Source organism: Sphingomonas sp. Leaf412, from assembly GCF_001425405.1.
In the GTDB taxonomy this organism is placed as follows: Bacteria; Pseudomonadota; Alphaproteobacteria; order Sphingomonadales; family Sphingomonadaceae; genus Sphingomonas.
Genome location: NZ_LMQP01000002.1, coordinates 441,712 through 462,361, shown reverse-complemented (window position 1 = coordinate 462,361; position 20,650 = coordinate 441,712). Strand labels below are relative to the sequence as shown.

Below are 20,650 nucleotides of genomic sequence, written 5' to 3'. Positions count from 1 at the left end.
CCGCGTCGAGCTCGCGGCGGCGCGGCTCGAGATGTCGCGAGCCGCCGTGGCACTGGCGGCCATCGCAGTCTCGCGCGGCATCGCGACGGGCGTTGCCGGGGTCGAGCTCACCGCGCGCAGCAGCTGGACGCCGGCGGCAGCCGATCGTTTCTCCGTCTCACTTGAAGGTATCGATGATCGGCTAATGCCCGCGCCGATCATAAAGGATGTCGCCGACCCGGCTTTGCTGCGGCGCGAATTCGCCTGGGATCTAGCCAAGCTCAGGCGCCGCCTAAGCGCGCGGAAGGCGTGCGCATCCGTTGGGGGTGTGGCTTGGGCCGACGAGCTGACGCTGCGCGCGATCTCGCAGTTCGGCGCTGAGGCGGAGATTCCGGATCCGTTTGGCAGAACGGTGGGGCTCGCACATGCCGACCTCGTGCTGTTCTGGCATCAGGGCGTCCTGCGCTCGCTCGGCGGGACGGCAGCCGGGATCGGATGGTGTGGTACATCGATGTCGATCGAGGGCTGGAGCCTTCCGGACACGCTGATGGCGGCGGTCCAGGGGCGACCGGTAACCGAATTGATCAGCCACCAGTTGCTCAGCGATCGGCTTAGGATCTGCGACATCGTAAACGTGCAGTCCGCCACGGGTCCACGGCTGGAATTGTCGTTGGACATGCCGCTCGTGCCCATCGACCGCATGGGAAGGGCGGTGGGCGCTGGCACCGACATGCCCGGGATCGTTTGTTGACGCCAACGGCGGCACCCGCGCGGTATCGCCCCATCAGGGGCGGGTGGCTTCTGCGGGAACGGATCGCGGGACGGTCAGGCCGCCTCCGCGAGACCCCCCGCCTGCAAACCGCGCGCGCTGAACGCGCGCTCGATCTCCGACTTGCGGGCGAACAGACCGCGGCAACCGGGCAACTTGAAGACCGGCAGCGCGCCGGACTTCTTCAGGTAGTAGACCTCCCACTCCTCCAGGCCGGTGAATTCCGCGATCGCCTTGGCCCCGCGAAGGATGTCGTCTGCAAGCCTATTCATCAGAAACTCCTTCTCGGTTTAACTTATATCCGAAATAGGACGATGACGCCGTTTGTCAATGGATATAAGCTAAGCCGAGTGAGCGTGAACGATCGTCAAGATGCGAGAAGGAATCAGCATGAGCACCGAAAATCGCGAGCCGGTTACCCAGAGAAGGTTCGGCCTGGCGGCTGTCGAAGGGATGCTTCTCGCCGCATTCGGCATCACTGACGGAGACGCCCCCGACATCAGGTGGCGCATCAAGCAGATGCAGCGGCACGACTGGCCGGACACCACCTCGACCGATGTCGACCTTAGGAAGGGCTACACCCCCCGCCAGTCACTCCGCATCCTCACCGCCGCCGCGCTGCTCGACGCGGGCTACGGCCCCACCGACGCGATCAGGCTCGCGCGCGAGAACGAGAACGCAGTGCTCGCGATCATGGCGACCGGCGTTGGCCACCGAAACCCAAAGGGCCGCATGCACGCGCTGCACCGGCCCGGCGCGGTTGGGCCCGCGACCAACCGGCTCTCCGATCCGTCGGCGCTCACCCTGACGCCGATCACCGGCGCCGAGATCGCCTCGATGTTGGCGGAGGAGCAGCATGGCCGCGGCGCGATGCTGCTCGATCTCGCCGGCATGGCCGGTCGCGGCGTGCGGAAGCTCCTTGGTGGCGAAGGGGGGGGATCGGAGGGCTTCGACGCGCTGTTTCGCGAGGCTGCGCATGCCACGACGCGCGGCCACGGCTATGTCGCCAGCGACCATCCGCTAGGGGACAGATATCTGTCGCCGCGACGTCGCGGGGCCAGTCGAGGGGCCGGCTAAGCCGCGCGAGGCGCGGTCACGCGGCCGCCTGGGTGGGCTGACACAACGTGCCCCCGATATCGATCGGTCGACATCGACTTCACTGGCTAGTCGACGTCGGCATCGGACGCCGTGACCGGCGCTGCGGCCGCCCGCATCTCCAACGCCCGCCGCACCGCCTCGCCGACCGGCAGCGTTTCAACGGTGCACGTGGCGACCGTCACCCCGCCTTCGACGACGCAGTCATCGATTACGTAGGCCCGGTTTGCGAACGCTGGCACGTCGATGAGCCGCCGCAAGGGCCGACCCGCCAGCGCAACCCGCACCGTGTCGGGAAACTGCTGATACGTGCGGACGGCGAGACGCCCATGGCGGCAGACCCCCCAGACATCCGGTGAGAACGGGATGAACCCGCCGAGCACGCCCTCCTCCACATAGGGCTCGAAGCATGTCGGCGGCGCGCCGTAGGTCATCCGGGTGATGATGAGCGCCGCGTGGGCGCTCGGCACCGAGCGGAGGCCCTCGCGGTGTACGTCGGTCGCGATCGCGACGGTCCTGTCCAGGTCGACGGTTGCGTCAGCGAGGAAGGGAACCAGCGGCTCGTACACGCTGCGGACACCGACCCGCTCAAGGGTATCCACCAGTTCCGGGTCCGCGAGCTCGATCGGCATGCTTGGCGTTCCATGTCCTCTGTAGAGCCAGCGTTCTCGCACGGAACCCTTGAACGAAACGTGACCCCGGGCGAGCCGGTGCGCTCGCACTCGGCATGCGGCTTCGCTGGTGAGGTGGGCGGCGTTCCGCAGATCCGGCGACATCCTGAAAGACGGCAGGCGTGCCATGTCAGAACGGAATCCAGTCGCCGGGGTCGGCGGACGGCCACTCGAACGTGAGGCCGAACAGCATGCCGTCCCGCTCCATCCCCCGGACCAGGCCACCGCCCATCGCGCGGGCGACCCGGTCCGCTCGCATGAATGCGTCGGCCCCGCTACCCGTCAGGACCGGCGCGCAATCCGGATGCCGGACGGCGAGCGCGACGACGAGCTGCCCACCGCTCCAGCCTACCGCCAGGTACAGCGCCGCCCCGCACGGCGTCAGCGCCGCGGTACCGGCCGCATGGATCAATTCGCTGAGAGCCACGAGCAGCAGGCGGGCCGACCAGTCCGGCACCAGGATGCGTTCGACGCTGGTGTGCAGGCGCATGACGCCTGGGGTGGCGATCTGCTCGAGCGTGGCATGGCGGGCGACGAGGCAACCCAGATCGACCACCCCTTCCGAACGGGCCGAGAGCAGCCGCTCCACCATCATCCTCGCGCGCTTCCGCCGCGCGCGATCGCGCTCACATCCGTGGTCTGTGGAAGGACCCGCGAAGAGACGCTCGGCCCGGTTCCGCCTTCCCATGCGAGCTTCCCGCAGGATCGCCAGCATCAGGCCAGGAACCTGCAAGGGGGGCGGGTCGAGTGTAACGTCGGCATGCATTAGGCAAATCCAGATGCTGAGAACATCACTACTCCTGGGTAGTTATTCAGTTCCGTCCATGCTCGACGACGCACCCGGGTGCCGCTCGATACCTCCGGCTTCGCGTGCGTTGCGCTCCCGTCAGCGAGGCGATCCGCCACCGCGACCAGTACCGACGCTCAGCAACCTCATCTCCAATGCTTCGTATCAGTTGTTGCGTTTCATCAATCCTTGCGATACATCTGAAACACGATGCCGAAGGTTGATCCCAACATTCTCCTGTTCGACGCGATCGAAGCCGTGGTGGAACAGGCAGGCGGGAACGAGTCCGAGGCGGCGCGTCGCATCGGCACGACCCGCCTACGTTTGAACCGGATACGGAAAAAGGGGGGAGGCGCGACGCCAGCCGTACGCAACGAGTTGTGGAAACTGCTGGAGTCACTAGACCGTAATGCTGACGGCTCAGCCAAAAGCGATACATCCGATACAAAAGCGATACATCCGAACCGCGACGTGCCAGGTATCGCGCTCCAGGTGCTGCGATACATGACGACCGTTCTGGAGCGTGACCTCGGTACCGAAGGCCAGTGCAATGCGCGTTGAGCCCACATCTGTCGCGCCGAACGAAACATCGAGCGAAGCGTACTCGCTAGCCCCGCCGCCGGCACCGCTCCCCCTGAGCGAGGCCAGCCAACGCGCGCTGATCGACCGGGCGCGGGACACGCAGGCGGTCGGCGGGCTGACCCACCGGCACTACAACTACCCCGCCCGCTTCTCCCCGCTGCTCGTCGCCGAGGCGATCGAGACGTTCACCCTCCCGGGCGACTTGGTGCTGGACCCCTACGTCGGCGGCGGCACCACCCTGGTCGAGGCATACGCGCGCGGGCGCGAAGCGATCGGCAGCGACATCAGCACGCTGGCGACCTTCGTGGCCAATGCGAAGCTGATGACGCTGACGCAGGACCGCGCCGAGCGCTTCATCGAGGTCATCGCGGGGATCGCCGGTCGGATCAACCTCCGGCTTCCCGAGCCCCCCTTCGACGATTGGGCGACGAAGGGATACTTCCGGAACATGGGCACCAGCCAGCGGTGGCGGCTACGGAAGGCGATCGCGCAGGCCGTGTCCGCCATCGAGGAGATCAGCGATCCCACCTTAGAGGCGCTCGCGCGCTGCGCCGTGCTCCGCACCGCCCATTGGGCACTGGACGGGCGCAAGCAGCTACCGTCGACCGACGCCTTCAGGCGGACCCTCTCGGGAAGCGCGTCGCTGATCGTCGAGGGTGCGCTCGCACTGCAGAAAGCCAGCTGGGCGTTCCCGGGTGGACGCCCCATCGTCCTCAACCGTTCGGTGATCGGGCTCGAGGCCGATCCGACGATCATCAAGGCAGGCGCACCGCGCCTGATCATGACCAGCCCCCCCTACCCCGGTGTCCATGTGCTATACCATCGCTGGCAGGTCGACGGCCGGAAGGAATCGCCGGCCCCGTTCTTCATCGCCAAGGCGTTGGATGGATCGGGCGAGAGCTACTACACCATGGGAGGTCGCAAGGGTCCGGGTCTCCACAAGTACTTCGACCAGCTAGGCGGCGCGCTGCGATCGCTCGCGTCGATCGCCGATGGCGCGACGACCCTGGTTCAGGTCGTGGCCTTCGCCGATCCGGAGTGGCAGCTGGCGCGCTATCTCGAGGTCGCCGATCGATCGGGCTGGCAGGAGTTCGGGCTCTCCACGCTTGCGGGCGAGGAGGACGGCCGTCTCTGGCGCTCCGTCCCGAACCGGAAGTGGCACGCGACGAGCCGTGGGCAGACCGGCGGCGCGCGCGAGGTGGTGCTGTTCCACCGCCTGCGCGCCCACTGATCAGGCCACGTCCTCGAGTCCGTCCACCTCCATCCCTTCGCCGAGTTCGGTGCCGCCGAGCGAGGCGATCGCCAACATGAAGGGCGCGAGCGCCCGGGTCGTGCGGGCGATCAGGTTCTCGATCGTCTCCGGCTCGACCTCGGTCGGTCCTTCGCCGAGCGTACTGTGCGACCGCTTCGCGTCGTCGAGCAGGAGGGCCAAGCCGAACAGGACGTTCGCGTACAGGAACTGGTTACGCGCCAGCTCGAGATGCATCTTGTTCTGCACGGCCTCGTGGAGCAGCGAGGCATTGTCCATGTTGACGAGGAACTTGCGGATCTCCTTCTCGTCCTGGTCGTAGCCGGCGCTCTGCACGACCATCGCGGTCGTCTCGTCGAACCCGCGCTCGACCCAATCGGCCCGGAACACCTTCTCGATATGCGGCGGGTTCAGCCGCGATGGGCCGTCCGGGCCTTCACCTTCGCGCTTCCGACCGTCCTTACGCGGTTGCGGCGGCCGCGGCTCGGCCCGTTCCGCAGCAGGCGTCACCCGGACCTCGGCCTCGCTGACGAACTCACGGAAATCGTCCTTGACCGTGAAGGTCAGCCGCAGCACGTCGCCGACCCTGACCCCTTCCGGCAGCGACATGGTGATGGTCGCGACGCCCGAACGGAGGTTCGGACCGGAGAACGAGATCATGGTACCGTCGGCGGACTGGCATCCGAGGTTTCCCCTCTCGCGCTCGTCCCGCACGAAGTAGTCGTCGCGCACGTCGGTGTCGAAGGTGAACCGTGATCGCTGGTTGATCGGACACGGCTTCGGGAGAGGTTTGCCGTCCCTTGAGCCACGAAGCGTGAAGTAGCTGGGATAGGCCTCGAGCTTGGCCGGCTTCGTCACGTCGACATCGTTCTGCACGATGCGGAGCGGCGTCTGGATGCGGGTGCCCAGCCGCAGCAGCTGGCGCAGGTTCGGCGACTTGTCGATCAGGCTCTCGAGCACCTGGGTGAGCGGCCGGTCGTCCTTGATCTTCTCCTCCAGCTCCTGCTGCTGGCGGCGGTTGCGAAGCTCCTTGAGCTCCTCGCAGCTCGCGAGCGCGATCTCAAGCTCGCGAACCGCCGCGGCCTTGAAGGCACCATCGACGAGACGGTCGCGGCTCGCCATGAAGAGGTCCTCGCGGGTGTCCGCGCTCAGGCCGTCGCAGTCGACGAAGACGAGCAGGTCCTCCGCGATCGGCTTCATCTTGACGCCGGGCCGCTGGAAGAACTCCTTGGGCAGCGAACCCTGCGTCTGCCCGTTACGCGTGAAGATGACACCCTCACGCTTCCGGTACCGCTTGAGGCCTCCAACCTTGCGGCGGTCCTCGTCGGTGTTGTCGTCGTCGGCGTCGTCGGCTGAAGACCCGGCCTTCTTGCCAGCGTAGATGCAGGCCGTCAGTCGCTCGCCCAAGGGCGAGAACGGCACGTAGACCGGGAAGCCCGGCTCGAGGTTGCTTGACTCGCCCAGACGACGAACGAGTCCGTCGAGCGTCGTCTCGCGGCTCCCGACCGGCAGCAGCTTCCCGCTGCGGCGCCTGCGCAGGTCGTAGACGCGAACCGGCAGCGCGATGCGCGGCAGCAGCAGGTCCAGCCGCGAGAACAGGCTCTTGCCCCGCAGGATGTTCGAGCGCTCACCGATGAAACTGTAGTCGTATAGCTTGATCGCGGTGCCGTGCGCCGCTTCGCGACCGTAGGCGGTGTCCTGATCGGGGAAGATGCCGAACCGTTCCGCCGCGAACGTCAGTATGCCGCCGTCGCGACCCTGATCGACGCCGACCGGCGCGAGGAAGGTGTAGATCGAGTTCCGGCTCTGGGTCTGGCTCGGCCGCTCGCGCCGCACGAGGGTGAACCCCCATTCGCGATCCCGCTCCACCGCGTCGGCGGGGACGAACGCCGGGTTCCGCCGCGTCACGACAAGCTGCAGGTTGTTCTTGCCGGCGAACCGCAACGCCCCCGTCCCGCCCTGGTTGAACTGCCCCTGGACGAACGGGATGCGCATCTTGTTGCTGCGGTTGAGCGACAGGATCGTTTCCGGGACGCGGTCCGGCGTCTGCCCCTCCCCCATGTCCGAGATCGTGAGCGACATCTCGGGGGAGGCACCGGTCGCGGCCAGCGTGATCGTCTCCGCGACCGCACGGCGCTTCTCCGGCGTCCAATCCGTGACCTTGCCGCCCGACGCGATGTTGTCGCTGCCGACGTCATAGAAACGGGAGACGGCCGCGCGGATGGTCTGCGGCGCCGCCTTCCCCTCGGGATCGATGCCAGCCTCGCGGCACTTGCCGATCAGAGTGGCGTCGACCGAGTTGACGACCTTCTCCGCCAGCGCGGCCTCCGCGAGGCTCTGCTGATTGCCGCTCTGGCCCCAGTTGTTCTCGACGTCGCCGTAGTGGCGCCACGCCGATGCGTCCGTCCAGTGGCCCTGTTCGGTGAGGAGGCTGATGACGGCATCCTCCGTGTCCGCCCGGAGGAGCGCCTCGCACAACTCCTTGTTGGTCAGCCTCGTCATCGTCACCTCACAGCTTGAATTCGACCGTTTCCTTGCCGCCGCGAGACAACATGCGCGTCTTCATGGCGTCGACCTCCTTGTTCAGCGCGGTCGCGATCTTGCGCACGTCCGTCTCGGTGTAGTCGTAGTGGGACTGGTTCCCGAGCTTCGCGACGACGCGGATCGCCTTGATCGCCGCAGCGGTCCGGCTCTCGGCCAGCGACACGAACTTCGTGCGCTTGTCCCGGATGCCAGGCTGGTCGGTCTGATCTGTATCTGCACGCGCCATATGAACCTCCTGGATGAGCGATACACCGGATATATGACAGCACCAAATAAAATCAATATGCGGAAAGGTTTTATTTCCTAAATTAGCGGTCCTACAGACCGCTAAAACGGGCATTTGGTGGTACACTAACTGAGAACTAGCCCCCTGCGGTGGAATGCGGGGCATCGCTGGTGATACTTGACGGCCTGTAAAAGCGCCAGAAAAGCGGCTGTTTCGCTGTCCGTTCCCGTTCGCCGATCCGGCCGACGAGCAAACCACGCGACCGGCACAACGCCGCTCAGCAAAGCCGCCGCCCCCTCCCGGTGGGCTCGTCCGCGGCACGCCCGAGGCGTTGACTGAGCTGATCCAGACGTCATCAGCCGCGTCGCGGTGATGCGACAGACCGTCGACGCGCCTCGTGACGCTGCCGGGTGTGGGACGCGAGTCGCGCTTGTGCTCGGGCTTCTCCTCGCCCAATCGTTTCGACGGAACGCTCTTGCGCATGTCCGGCTGGGTTGCGACGGTGGTCCGTCCGTGGGCGGTACCGCCAGGACGTAGTGTGAAACGGGGAAGCGTTGGGTTTGACAGAGAGCATCGCAGAGCTGCGCGTCGGGGCGCACGTCCTCGTCCAGCTCGGCAGCGAACTCGTCACCGACGCCGAGCAGGCGATCCTGGAGTGCGTCAAGAACGCATACGACGCGGACTCGCCGACCTGTCGCATCGAGATCGACACGCGCGAGCGCGCATCGAGGACGGAGACGGGCACCGCCGCCCGCCTCGCCCGCTTCATCGAGGACACCGATACGGTTCTGGCGACGATCGAAGGCGTCGACGGCCAGCCCCTGAGCTCGGAGCCCGGACCCGACACCCCGGTCGTCCGCCGGCTGGACTACGAGGGCCGCATCACCGTCGAGGACGCGGGGACCGGCATAGCGTCTGCGGACCTCGCCAACTCGTGGCTGGTCGTCAGCGGGTCGGGCAAGCGCGCGGACGGCGGCGGACCCAAGGCGCGCACGGCGCTGGGACGCACTCCGCTCGGCGACAAGGGTCTGGGCCGCCTCGGGTCGATGAAGCTGGGGGACATCCTGCTCGTGGAGACGGCGATCGCGCCGGACGCGGAGATCGCCTCCGCCCAGTTCCGATGGCGCGACTGCGACACCGCGGACACGATTGACCAGATACCCGTGGCGCTCGGCAGCAGACCCAACATCGACGGCTTCAAGGGAACGAGGGTCTCGGTCCTTGGACTGAGGGACTTGGCGGAATGGCGACGCGACAGGCGGCTGGCCGAGATCACCGCCAGTCTGGCGCGCCTCATATCCCCCTTCGAGGCCACATCCACCTTCCCCGTCACGGTCGAGCTCGACGGTCGCGAGAACACGCTCGGCATGGTCACCGACGAGCTCCTCTCGCGCGCCGTCGCGCGCTTCGACTTCAACTGGGGCCCGGCGTTCGAGGGCGGACCCAACGTGCTCCACGCGACCGCCCGGCTGCGCAAGCGCCTGCTGGCGCCAATGCGGTCAGATCGGCAGCGGACGCGAACGGCGGCGGTCTTCGAAGCCGACGGGGGCGCCGCCTTCGCCGAGACGCTGCGCGCCAGCCCCCGGCTGAGGAAGCGCTACGACGATCTGTCGATCGACCCCGACGGCGCGTGGTTCGCCGAGCTCGATCGCACCGACGCGCATGACGACACCCTCGCGGCGGATGCGGCGGTCGCAGCCGACCCGGGTCCGTTCCGAGGCGCGTTCTACTTCTTCCACCTCGTCGGCGACGACGACGATGCCGACGGGACCGCCTCCGGCAGCGGCGTGACACCCAGCCTGGTGAAGAGCATGGCGGGCGTCGCCATCCTCCGCGACGGCTTCCAGGTCAGGTCGCGCGGCGACTGGCTCGAGCTATCGTCGGGCATGACGTCGGGAAGCACGTACAACATGCGCGTGGACAACACCGTCGGGTACTTCGTGCTGAGCGGTTCCGAGAACCACCGCCTCGTGGAGAAGTCGGACCGGGAGGGCTTCGTCGAGGACGCCAATTACCGGGGCTTCCTGCGCATCGCCCGTCGCTGCCGCGACTTCGCGAACGGGGCGCTCGTCGACGTGCGGCGTTCCGTCGACGCGTTCGCGAAGAAGCTGGAGATGGATCGGCTTCCGCCACCGGAGCAGACCTTCGAGGGCGCGCTCTCGACCGTGGGGAGGCGCCTCAAGACCGTCGTCGCGATGCGCGCGGGACTGGGCGCGGCCACCGTGCGGCTCACGAAGGAACTGGACGATCTCGGGGCCCCGGGGGCCGATCCGTCACGGGCGGCCGCCGTTGTTCGCGAAGCGCTGCGCAGCATCGACGAAGCGGGTGCGGCCCTGACGGAGGCGACGCCGGACAGCGACCTGCTCAAGCGTCTGCAACTCGAGGTGGAGGAGGGTCGTGCGCAGGCCGAGAGGCTGGTGGAGAGCGCCGCCGTGGGGCTCGCGGCGCGCGGCCTCACCCACGAGCTCCGCACGCATCTGGGCGAGATCCGGCAGCGGGTGACCCGGCTCGAGCGAAGCGCCGGGGGCGGCACCGCGGCCAAGCAGCACCTAGTGGCGATCAAGCGCTCGTGCGCCGCCCTCCAGCAGGCGGCCTCGCTGGTCGATCCGCTGATGCAGCGGTCCAGAGCGGTGAAGGACAGGTTCGGCTTGGTCGAGTTCGTGCAGACGTATCTCGAGCAGCGTGACGGCACGTTGGCGCGCTGGGGCGCGACGGCAGCTGTCCAGGGCCCCGACACCAGCGTTCGCATGAACCGAGCGCGGCTCCTGCAGGTGGTCGACAATCTCGTGCGCAACAGCCTCTTCTGGATGCGCCGCTCGACCCCGGAGGGCAAGCGGATGATCACGGTGCAGACAACTCCAGGAGGGTTTATCCTCGAGGACACTGGACCAGGCGTCGACCCGCGCGTGGAGGAGAGCCTCTTCGACCTATTCGTCACGACCAAGCACCAGGAGGAGGAAGGCCAGGGTCTCGGCCTTTTCATCGTCAACCAGCTGCTCGCGATCGATGGATGCTCGATAGCCCTCTCGCCCGATCGAAACGAGGAAGGACGTCGGTATCGCTTCACGGTCGATCTCAGCGCCGTCACCACCGGGATCTGAAGATGGCACTCGAGGAGATCAGGACCGCTCTGGGCATCGATCGGGTGATCTGGATCGATGACAAGCTGATCACAAAGCCGCACGACCTTACGGAACTTCTGCTCGTATACCCAGCGGCGGGCGCCGGCTTCGCGGAGATCGCAGAGCTGACCGCGGTAATCGCCGTCGGCGGCGATGTCACCGGCGAGCTCGAGCAGCGTCTCGCCGACCTCAGCTCCGATCGGCGCGCCGAGATCCTCACCGCCGCGCTCGCGGCCGAGACAGCCGAAGCCCCCCCAGGTGATTTCGCCACCGCCGAACTCTCAACGGAAACCACCGATGCAATCTGTGCGGTGCTGCGCATCGCGCCGGAGGACAGGTGGTCGTTCGACGACGCGCTGGCGAAGCTCCCCGCTCTTGCCGGCGATGACGGGCGCATTGGCTACGTCGTCGACCTCAACGAAGGCGCCGGCGACGACAGGCGCGGAGCCGACGTCCTCGCAGATCTCTGCGCGCGGGCGTCGCGGGGAACGCCCTTCATCCTGACGCACGCGACCGACGCGGCGGGCGAAGGAACCCTGGAGAGGGAGCTTGGCAATAGCCTGCCGCGAGGCCCCGAAGGCGAGGTCATTCCGGTCACCGTCATGGCGAAGAAACGCCTCGAGGGCGACGCCGCCGCGATCGAGAGTGCGCTGCAGATCGGGTTCAAGAGGGCGGGCCTCCGTAAGGCGCTCAGCGACGTCCTGCGCGCGGCGAGGGGCCAGCTGCAGGACGCGTTCGACAAGTCGGCGGGAGCGCTGCTGGACATCGTGCCGGAACGCCTGGAGACGCACGTTTTCGAACGCGGCTTTCGGGAAGGGGTGTCCGAACTCCACGTGGTGGAACGCGCACTCGCGGCAGGGCAGTCGCAGCGGCTGCGTGAGTTCTTCGCGACGGATGAGACGGCGATCGGTGCGGGACGCGCCCTGAGAGCGCTGCGCGCCACGGTCCTGGACACTGAGGGTGAGGACGCTTCCGAAGCTCTTTCCGCTCTCCGCCGGGCCGAGGTTCTCGACGGAGAGCAGGTGGTCAACCGCGCGCTTTCCCCGGTCGCGAATGGGGACCTCTTCGAGATCGACGCCAACGAGCCCGGGGCGACCGCCTCGACCCGCTTCATTCTGCTCGGGCAGCCATGCGACATCATGATCAGAGCTGATGGGGGGCGGCGGCAACATGAAGCCATGCTCATCCCACTGCGGCGACACGAGGGTGCCGGGAACGAGCGGCTCAAGATGCCCCTCCTTCCCTTCAAGCTCGACGGGGCCGAGTGGAAGCTCGACATCGAGAACTGCACGTTCGCGCGCCTTGCGGCGCTCGATCTCGCCAGCCTGAGACCGGACGGCAGGGTAAGGCTGGACACGGGCCACACGCCGAACGAGGACCTCCTGGCAGGACTCGCGTCCGCCTACGTCGCGATCACTGGGCCTCTCGACGCGGTGCTCGGGGCACCAGCCATGCCCGCGCCACCTCTAGTGGAAGACCTGATCCTGACGACCTCGCGGACGGTCAAGGTGCAACAGGTACGTATCGGGATCCGCAAGGCGGCGCTTCAGCGACAGGGCGATCAGCGGGGTCCACTGCCCGAGAGGGTCAGCTGGAACCTCAGGCGGATCGGCCGGGTGCGCCCCCCGTTCTCCTCCGCCCTGCTGGAGACGACGCTCCTGGTGCTCGGCCGGCGGGCATTCGACATCGACTTCGAACCCTGACGCGTCCTCAACCGCCGACCGAACTCAGCTCAAGCGCGACGAACAGAAACATGCCGAAGAGCCGAGGACGCAGGAAGAAGACGGATCACACCGTGCCGCCGGCGGGCCACGGCGGAGGGCCGACCTTCAGGATCATCTCCCCGCCGGCCGACCGCGAGGGGTTCCGCGCGAAGATGGCGGCCGGGGCGAAAGCCCACGTGGCCCGAGTGCCGGAGATGTTCGCCGCGTTCCAGCAGCTGTTCCGCGAGCACGACCCCGCCGGGCTCATCGCCTCGGCGGCATACTACGGACTTCAGCGCGGCGTCCTCGAGGACGGATCGACCACCCCGATCTCGAGCAAGCTCGAACAGCACCACGTCGAACTGCTTCAAGCAGTCCTCCTTACCGTTCCGCATGCTGACTGGTCGGACAACCCGTCCGTGCCGAGCGCCGTCCAGCGCGTCTTCGATGAACTCCCTTCACTGGCCCTCGGCTTTTTGGCGCAGCGAATCGTCGCGGGCGTAGAGACGGACGATCCCCAGGCGAGGACGATAGCCGCCCTCCAGGAACGGATACGTTTACACACGCACGCGGTGCGCAACTGGGGCTATTTCGGCGACGTCGTCTCGATGTCCAGGGAGATGTACTCACCGCTCGATGCGGCCTTCCTCGCGCATCACGGCTTCGCCGCGAGCGATGTGATCGAGCTCGGCCGCACCATGGTCGCCGAACTCGAGCGTCGCGCCAATCTCTGGACGGGCGCCATGCGATCTGTCGCCAACGCGAGGTCGGTTCCCGAGATGCTCGCGCGCTACTGCGAAGGTTTTCCCGACATCGCCGGGTCGGCCAAGGAACTTACGGAGCGACTACCGTCAGGGATCACTCGCCAGCAGGTGTTAGCCATGTTGCTGGGGCATGCCGATCTGCGACATCCCGACAACATGAGCTTCGGCGCGAAGGAGCTTGGCGAACTCGCGGGTTTGGACGGCGCCCGAACCGAAAGGGCACTCCGGGCGATCTCGCTTAAGCCCGGCGCTCTGTCCAGCCACAACCTCGACTTTCTGTTCCTCGCAAACCCCATCTGGCTCGCGCCCCTCATCGACCTCGGCGATACCTTCCTCGCGCCGATGCCGCAGGCGATCCTGAGCCACATACACGCGATCGTGCGGAGGCTTGCCGAAGAGGCGGGCGCGTTGAACCGGCTGGATACCGCCCGCAACGCCTACCTCGAGCGGCGGATGGTGGAGGCACTGCGGATGGCCTTGCCGATGGCGGCAGTCAGAGCGGGCGTGACATGGTCTTACGGGGACCAGCGGTTCGAGACGGACGCGATCGTCCAGATCGACAAGGTGCTTCTGATCGCGGAGGCCAAGGCCAACCACCTGACACCGCAGGGCCTTCGCGGCGCTCCGGACCGCGTCAGGCGCCACGTTCGCGACATGGTCGTGGAGCCATCGCTGCAGTCGGCGCGGCTCGAGGGTGTCGTGTGTGACGCGCAGGCGGGCTCCGCCGAGGCCCTCGCCACGGTGGCTGAGGCAGGCATCACCGCGCCCGGGGACATCGACCGCATCATCAGGATCTCGGTATCGCTTGACGATCTCTCCGTGCTCGCATCCGCAGAGCAGGAGCTTCGCGACGCCGGGTGGGTGCCGCCCGACCACGTGCTCGCGCCGATGATGAACATCGCGGATCTGCTCGCGATCGCCGATGTGCTCGACCGTCCAGTAATTTTCCTGCACTACATGGCGGAGCGCGGCCCGTTCCAGCGGCACTTCCAACTTCTCGGCGACGAGCTCGACTTTCTCGGACTCTATCTGGAAAGCGGCTTCAACCTCGGTGGCGTGCCGCAGGAGATGAGCCTCTCACCATCCGGCATGTCGGAGGCGATCGACAGATACTACGACGCGCGGGACGCGGGTCGGATCCTCGAAAAGCCGCGACCGAAATTGGGGAGGTACTTCGCATCCATCCTGGACGCGCTGGCGACGCGCCGACCCGCCGGTTGGACCCTCATCGGCATGCACCTGCTGAGCGCGGCGGACCAAGGGGAGCAAGCGCGTCTGGTCCGCTTGCTCGAACGGGCGCGGAAGGCCGTCCGCCGAAGAGCGAAGGGTATGGAGCACGGGGTGTTAGTGTCGGTGAAGCCCCCGCTCGACCGCAAGGCAAGCATCGCGTTCCTCGTCCACGACGAGAAGGAGCGCGACGGGCTTCGGCGAGCGGTCGAGCGCGTCGCCTCGCAGGAACTGGACGGCAGCGGCGACCAAGTGATCCTCGCCCGCCACATCGACCGCTGGGAGGAACCATACCAGATCGCGGCGATCGCGCGGCCCCATCCCTGAGGACAGCATGTCCGTCGGAACGGCGCCGGGCGTTCACGAACCTCAGGGAGCAGGCCGTCAGAGATGCGATCCCGGCCGGCCGTCCTCGTCCATGAATAGCATGTGGCCCGGCAACGGATCGCGAACCCCACCCCGTCCGACCGGATACCACGCCAAAGTCTCGCTGACGGCCGCACTCTCGTTCCGCGACGTGACCAGCTCCGGCATGAAGTAGTTGCCGTAGACCATGCGCAGGCCCGTCCTGCCAGGTTCGAACGAAGCCATCTCCCGTCGGTTGAGCTCGTGGCGGCGGCCATCCTCGCTATTGCCGCCCACGCCCTCGTAGCCGACGTGGATCGCGCCGGGCCGGTCGCCCGGAAGCTGCGTCGACGCCTTGGCCACCAGCCCGCGGAAGTGCATCGACTTGCGGCGCGCCGCCTCGTCGGAGACGCTCCTCCAACCGACGAGGCTCAGGTGATCGACCCATTCCGCGTGGAGCGGGCGGCCATCGGCCGGGGTCCAGTCGCCCGCCATCGTGAAGTCGACCGCGGGCTCGTAGCTGCCGAGCAGCAGCTCGACCATGCGGCTCGACCCGAAGTAGATGTCGTCCTCGACCATGACCGAGTGCAGCCTTGTCCAATCGACGTCGGCGACCATGCCCTCACCGCCCTCGTCGTCCCACTCGTATGGACCCACGGCGTTCAGGAAATACCCGACCCGCGCGGCAAGATAGTCATCGCCGAGGGTATGGAGCTCCTCGCGGAACCGGGCGAGCACGATGAGGGGCCGTCCGGCACGGCGCGACAACGCGTGCGCGCCGTCGGCCATGCGTTCGCCGGCAAGCCGCTCGTCGCGCGCGTATCCCGAGCGTCCGGACCGCTTGCACTCGACGCCCCAGCCTTCACCGGGCCGCTCGACCATGAGGTCGTGGCGTTTCCCGACGCCCGGCGTCTCGGGCACGAAGCGGACGGTGGCCCATCCCCGTCTGGCGTAGGCGCCAGCGACCAGCAGCTCGTAGATGCTATCGTCGGGCTGCGCCGTATTCTCCGTCATGAGCCGGGCGGCGCGGGCCTCGCCGCCCTCGATGCCGATGAGCGCGTCGCGGAGCTGGCCGATACGCTTGAACAGCGGCGCGATGCGGTAGCCCTCGGGCAGGAAGAAATCGGGGCGTAGCGCGGGGTCGGCATACCTGGTCGCCTGATGCACGTACCAGGCGATCGCGTCCTCGGGATCGAACAGCGGCACCCGTCGTCCCTGCGCCCATTCGCGCTTGGCAGCCTGGAAACGCATCTCGACCGCCGCCTCGCGGTCTGCCCACTCCGCTGACGGCACGAGCGAACGCAGCCAGCCAACACCGGCCAGCACGTCCTCGTCGCGCCAGTCCTGCCCCTCGCGCTGCGCGATCCAGAGCGTGTTGTCCCTTGGCATCTCGGTCATCCCCAATTTTCGTTTCCATCGCAGCCGGCGATCATCGATCATCGCCGCGCGTCGAACCGCGACGGCGGTACCGTGCGAAGCCAGATCTGAACGAACACCGGGCGGGGTCTAAGCCCCCGCCCGGCCGGCCGTCAGGCCTCCTCGTCCGCAGTGACCACAGGGGCGTCGTCGGCGGCGTCCCATTCCGCCTCGATGCCGCCGTCCTCCGCATCGTCATCGTCGTCCCCGCCGGTGGCGAGCGGCGCTGGCCGACCCTGGCCGTGCCGCTTGCGGTACGCGCGGGCCCACAGCAGCAGCTCCTCGTCCACCGAGCGGAGCGTCTTGCGCCACGGGTCGGTCAGCCGCGCCTCCACCCCGCGGCGATCGACCAGCGGCTGCCCGTCCTCCCCCGCGACCTTGGCCAGCTCGACGAAGCACCGGGAGAGCTCCTCCATCGCGCCGCCGAGCGCCTCGACGGCGCGGTCGTAGCGGTCGGTCGGCGAGTCGCCCGGCCGGGCCGCCTTCGCCTTCCCCGCGGGCGGATACTCGTTGCGGAGCCAGACGTCGCTCAGGACCTGGTCCGCCGACCCGTCCTCGAGCCGGCGGACTCCACCGTCCTCGCCGACCGCGCGGATGTCGATATCCTCGGCGAAGTCGCCCAGCGCCTGTCCGAGCTGGCGAATGCCCTGCGGCTTGCGCCGCATCGCGTCGAGCACCTCGCCGGGCGTGCGACGGTCCGGCTGGTCGTTGCCCGACGTGCCCCGGTCCGCGTTCAGGCGGCCGTCGACCACCAGCGGGAAGGCCGCGCGCACGGCGAGCTCGACCGAGGCCGGGCCGGGCTCGTCCCGGTCCGATGCGATCGCGGTCTCCACCTCCTTCAGCGCGGCCGCCACGAGCTCGGCGGTCGGCCGGCTGGTCGCAGTCCAGGCGTCGCGGCGGTGGGCCGCCTTGCCGAACGCGTGGCGGAGGTAGCGGCGGGCCTGGTCGATGTCGGCGCGGTCCTTGGACACCGCCCGAAGGATCAGCGCGGTGGCGAGGTCGTTCATCAGCTTCTGAGTCATGCGCTTGCGCGTCGACTGGCTGGTGACCGCGACCCGGATCGCCTCGTACACCTCTTCACCACCGGCGCTAAACAGGTGGACGAGCCTGGCGGCGCGCAGCACTGGATCATCGGGCAGATGCGCGGCGCGGGCTTCCGCCTTCGTGCATGAGCCGGCATAGTATTCGCGCTCGGTCGAGGTCACGAGGCCACGGCGCATCAACTCGTCCAGAACCTCGTCCGCAAGGGACTCGTTCTCCGGACCCTCCCCCCACGGCTTGGGCGGATCGACGTGGCGCAGCGCGACGAGCGAACGCACCGCCGTCGGGAAGGTGGTCGCGCCGCCCGGATAGGGTTCGAACCCCACCAGGATCAGCGCCGGCACGCGCTCGCAACGCAGCGCGAAGATCGTGTCGGCGTCGCGCTCGCCGCGGTCGAACGCCTCGTTAATGCGCTTCACGCGTGCGCGCATCCCCGCGTCGTTATCATCGTACGGCACGTCGGCCGAAACGATGTTGAGAATGCTGTGCACCGCGGTCGCGCGCGACGAGCCCTCGGCGGTCGTCAGCGTCGTCGACGAGTCAGAGCCGTCGGCATGCCGGAACGTCGTCGCGACGAGCCACACCGCCTCCATGACGCCCTGGCTGCGGATCGAGACGCGCCAGTCGTTCTCGTTGAGGACGTACGCCGCCGTCTGCTGCGCGGCCCAGGCGAGATGGTGGCGGCTCTCGACGTCTACGACCAACTCGGCCGACTGCGGCCGCGCGGCGTCGAGCGGCTGCGGTTCCGGCACAGGCCGGAAGCGCGAGTCCTCGTCACCCGAACCGGGATCGACAGCGAACGGGTGGCGGCGCGACGGCAGGGTGCGCGGGTTGCGCGGGTCGGGCATCACCCGGCGCGCCCACACCTGTGTGCGGATGCCGAGCAGCGTGCCGCCAGGCACGGGGATGCGCTCGACGTCGGGCTCGCTAGGCTCGCCGATCGAGCGCCGAACGTCGCTCGGGTCGACGATCGCGTCGGCGATCGTGCTGGCGGACTGCGGCGTCAGCCCGAAGGCGTCGTGCAGGCGCTCGGCGAGCGACTGGCGCGACTTGGCGTGGGCGTAATCGGGCAGACGCTCGACCGGGCGGGGAAGGACGTGGTCGTCGAGGTTGGTCTTGGCCATGTTGAAAGCTCCTTGGCGGGCCATGGCCCGCATCGATCCTAGATGTGGAATGCGGCAGAAGGGCGCAGCGGGACGTGGGGCCCCGCCGCGCCCGTCCTCAACCGTCGTTGGCGGTGCGCAGCTTGCGCTTCAGCGTCGCGAGCAGGTTCTTCACGCCGCGGTGGTCGGACGGCGTGCTCGGGCCGAACACGCATCCGCTGATCGCGGGGTGCTGGAACCGGAGGTGGCCACCGGGGGTGCGGGTGGCGGTGAAGCCGTCGCGCTCGAGTTCGCGCAGCAGCTTGGTCATCGTAGAATGGGCGGACATCGCCATACTCCTCGGCAGGCGCCGGGAGCACGCGGCTATCCCGGACGCACACTTGGTTGCGTGGATCCAGGTTGCCAAGGAGCATCGCTCCGTGCGCATCCCCCAACACTTACCGGCGGTCGGCCGGCGTCATGCAGGGCGGCAACGGTCCGTTGAGGCGAGCCCGAGGCGTGAAGGCGTGCCGAGCTGATCGACCTACCCACGTTGCCGCCCCCTCGACCGAGTCGAGGGGTGGAGCGCCCGCAAAACCATGTCGCGGTCTTTTCCACATATACGTGACGATGAGGAGTGCAACTTCTTTCTCACCCTCCATGGATCGACCATCGATGTGCGCAACCCGGCGGCCCGCGGATCGACATCCGAACGGGTCCCGCATCGATATCCAAACCGCGCCATCGAAGATCCAGCCCGGTCCACAACGTCGATGCCCTTGCGCAAAAAAAGCCCGCCGAGACGGTGGAGGGGTCCAAAAATTATTGAAGGGAAAAGAGAATGGCCACGTCCGTTGCCTCGGCGCCACAGCCGGCGATCGCCACGCCTCGCGACCAACGCCCCCGTGCCCAGACGCGCCGCGCAACCGGGATTGCTCACAATCCCCGGGACATAAATGACGTCGCTGCGCTCGTCATCAGGTACAACGTGCTGCGCGACGCGCTGGTCGCGGCCTTCGGAACGCCTGACAAGGGAACCGAGGCAATGGGCGCGCGGGTCAAGGCGCTCTTGGGACTTGGCCTGCGTCGCCACGCCGGGCCCGCGCCAGGCCGCGGCCGGGGCCATCGCAACGGGCTGCCGGACGCGCTCGACGTCGCGCTCGCACTGACGTTGCAGCGGGCGTTCGTGCCCCCCGCCGCCGCCGCCGCGCTCCTCACGGGCAACCGGCCGACGCTCGACGCGCTCTGGGCGGCCGCGGCACGGGGCGAGAGGGCGGAGGTCACCGTGGCGATCGATGCGCTGTCGCACACGGGACGCGACGGCATGCGCTCGGGCCGGTTCTCCGAGGACCCGGTTGGTACGCTGACGCTGACCGGTCGGCAGGACGCAAGGAACGCTGGAGGCTCGCTCCCACCGCCGCAGGTCACGATCGACCTGACCGCGATCTACGACGTCACGACCGGCAGCCTGCGGCGGGCTGGCTTACCGCACGCCGACCTGAGCCGCGCCGAGCACAGGCTGGCGGAAACCCCGTCCCATCAAGTCCCTTAAAGCGCCGCAGACCGTCATAACTGCAGCCGAGGGAGCATCTCCGCGCCGAGGGTCGCCGCATAGATCGGATGCGAACGTCCCGCGTCCCCTTGTCGCGCCCGCCACGCGATGGCGCTTGGCCTACACCCCTCGCTCATCCTACAATGGGCCATGGCCAAGAAGGACATCGAGGGCGACGCGCGCGACCCGGCCTACGTGGCGCTCGGCCAGCGGGTCGCCGAGGTGCGCGCCGAGCGGGAGATGAGCAAGGAGGAACTCGCACGCAGGTCCGAACTCAGCCCCGCGTACATCTGGCGTATCGAGGACGGGCGGCAGAACGTCCAGCTCCGCACCCTCATTCGGATCGCCCAAGGACTGGGGACCACGGTCGCCGAACTGACCGCTGGCCTGGAGGCTAAGATCGCCGCGACCGGAACGATCCCGGGCGTCACGACCGGAAAGGGCGCGTAGCGGGACCGGTCCCGAAACGAGTCACCTGATAAAAAACACTACTTGT

General features: G+C 67.8%; 17 protein-coding genes. 9 read left to right on the top strand and 8 right to left on the bottom strand.

Annotated elements, in window-relative coordinates:
• Positions 1-46 precede the first annotated feature (46 nt).
• Positions 47-730, top strand: coding sequence for a hypothetical protein (locus ASG29_RS06560; protein WP_156457915.1), 684 nt, complete (start codon positions 47-49; stop codon positions 728-730).
• A 74-nt stretch (positions 731-804) separates the two neighbouring features.
• On the opposite strand, the gene ASG29_RS06555 is transcribed toward ASG29_RS06560, so the two are convergent.
• Complete coding sequence (locus tag ASG29_RS06555; RefSeq protein WP_055981912.1) at positions 805-1,020, bottom strand: hypothetical protein; 216 nt, start codon at positions 1,018-1,020, stop codon at positions 805-807.
• A 118-nt stretch (positions 1,021-1,138) separates the two neighbouring features.
• Between ASG29_RS06555 and ASG29_RS06550 the strand changes: the two genes are divergently transcribed.
• Positions 1,139-1,825 (top strand): hypothetical protein, encoded by a 687-nt coding sequence (locus tag ASG29_RS06550; RefSeq protein WP_055981909.1) that lies wholly within the window; start codon positions 1,139-1,141, stop codon positions 1,823-1,825.
• An 86-nt stretch (positions 1,826-1,911) separates the two neighbouring features.
• Here the strand turns inward: ASG29_RS06550 and ASG29_RS06545 are convergent, their stop codons facing one another.
• Together ASG29_RS06545 and ASG29_RS06540 are read right to left on the bottom strand one after the other, a co-directional pair.
• Positions 1,912-2,475 (bottom strand): hypothetical protein, encoded by a 564-nt coding sequence (locus tag ASG29_RS06545; protein ID WP_055981905.1) that lies wholly within the window; start codon positions 2,473-2,475, stop codon positions 1,912-1,914.
• A gap of 169 nt (positions 2,476-2,644) precedes the next feature.
• Positions 2,645-3,229, bottom strand: coding sequence for a hypothetical protein (locus ASG29_RS06540; protein ID WP_156457914.1), 585 nt, complete (start codon positions 3,227-3,229; stop codon positions 2,645-2,647).
• A gap of 282 nt (positions 3,230-3,511) precedes the next feature.
• On the opposite strand from ASG29_RS06540, the gene ASG29_RS16650 reads away from it, so the two are divergent.
• Complete coding sequence (locus tag ASG29_RS16650; protein ID WP_156457913.1) at positions 3,512-3,862, top strand: hypothetical protein; 351 nt, start codon at positions 3,512-3,514, stop codon at positions 3,860-3,862.
• Positions 3,852-5,114: a DNA methyltransferase gene (locus ASG29_RS06535; RefSeq protein WP_055981900.1), complete on the top strand. Its 1,263-nt coding sequence runs from the start codon at positions 3,852-3,854 to the stop codon at positions 5,112-5,114. The genes ASG29_RS16650 and ASG29_RS06535 overlap by 11 nt, the downstream gene beginning before the upstream one ends.
• On the opposite strand, the gene ASG29_RS06530 is transcribed toward ASG29_RS06535, so the two are convergent.
• Both ASG29_RS06530 and ASG29_RS06525 read right to left on the bottom strand, forming a co-directional pair.
• Positions 5,115-7,634 (bottom strand): hypothetical protein, encoded by a 2,520-nt coding sequence (locus tag ASG29_RS06530; RefSeq protein WP_156457912.1) that lies wholly within the window; start codon positions 7,632-7,634, stop codon positions 5,115-5,117.
• Between the two features lie 7 nt (positions 7,635-7,641).
• A complete protein-coding gene (locus ASG29_RS06525) occupies positions 7,642-7,902 on the bottom strand; it encodes a hypothetical protein (protein WP_055981894.1) in 261 nt (86 codons plus the stop codon).
• Positions 7,903-8,462: 560 nt separating this feature from the next.
• Here ASG29_RS06525 and ASG29_RS06520 point away from each other — a divergent pair.
• Genes ASG29_RS06520 through ASG29_RS06510 form a run of 3 tightly spaced genes read left to right on the top strand, consistent with a single transcriptional unit; the run spans position 8,463 to position 15,045 of the window.
• Entirely contained in the window at positions 8,463-11,003 is a 2,541-nt protein-coding gene (locus ASG29_RS06520) for a sensor histidine kinase (protein WP_055981891.1), read from the top strand.
• 2 nt (positions 11,004-11,005) lie between these two features.
• On the top strand, positions 11,006-12,727 hold the full coding sequence (locus ASG29_RS06515) for a hypothetical protein (protein ID WP_055981888.1): 1,722 nt from the start codon (positions 11,006-11,008) through the stop codon (positions 12,725-12,727).
• Positions 12,728-12,777: 50 nt separating this feature from the next.
• A complete protein-coding gene (locus tag ASG29_RS06510) occupies positions 12,778-15,045 on the top strand; it encodes a hypothetical protein (protein WP_156457910.1) in 2,268 nt (755 codons plus the stop codon).
• Positions 15,046-15,102: 57 nt separating this feature from the next.
• Here ASG29_RS06510 and ASG29_RS06505 read toward each other — a convergent pair whose 3' ends face one another.
• The 3 genes from ASG29_RS06505 to ASG29_RS06495 form a co-directional block, all read right to left on the bottom strand.
• On the bottom strand, positions 15,103-16,503 hold the full coding sequence (locus ASG29_RS06505; protein ID WP_200932379.1) for a hypothetical protein: 1,401 nt from the start codon (positions 16,501-16,503) through the stop codon (positions 15,103-15,105).
• 89 nt (positions 16,504-16,592) lie between these two features.
• Positions 16,593-18,644, bottom strand: a complete 2,052-nt coding sequence (locus ASG29_RS06500; protein ID WP_055981882.1) for a hypothetical protein — start codon at positions 18,642-18,644, stop codon at positions 16,593-16,595.
• A gap of 97 nt (positions 18,645-18,741) precedes the next feature.
• Positions 18,742-18,933 carry a type II toxin-antitoxin system HicA family toxin gene (locus tag ASG29_RS06495; protein ID WP_200932378.1) on the bottom strand — a complete coding sequence of 64 codons (192 nt, stop codon included), beginning with the start codon at positions 18,931-18,933 and terminating at the stop codon, positions 18,742-18,744.
• 510 nt (positions 18,934-19,443) lie between these two features.
• Here ASG29_RS06495 and ASG29_RS06490 point away from each other — a divergent pair.
• Positions 19,444-20,154: a hypothetical protein gene (locus tag ASG29_RS06490; protein WP_055981876.1), complete on the top strand. Its 711-nt coding sequence runs from the start codon at positions 19,444-19,446 to the stop codon at positions 20,152-20,154.
• Positions 20,155-20,304: 150 nt separating this feature from the next.
• The gene (locus ASG29_RS06485; protein WP_162242945.1) at positions 20,305-20,604 is read left to right on the top strand and encodes a helix-turn-helix domain-containing protein; all 300 of its coding nucleotides are present in this window, start codon (positions 20,305-20,307) and stop codon (positions 20,602-20,604) included.
• Positions 20,605-20,650: the final 46 nt, after the last annotated feature.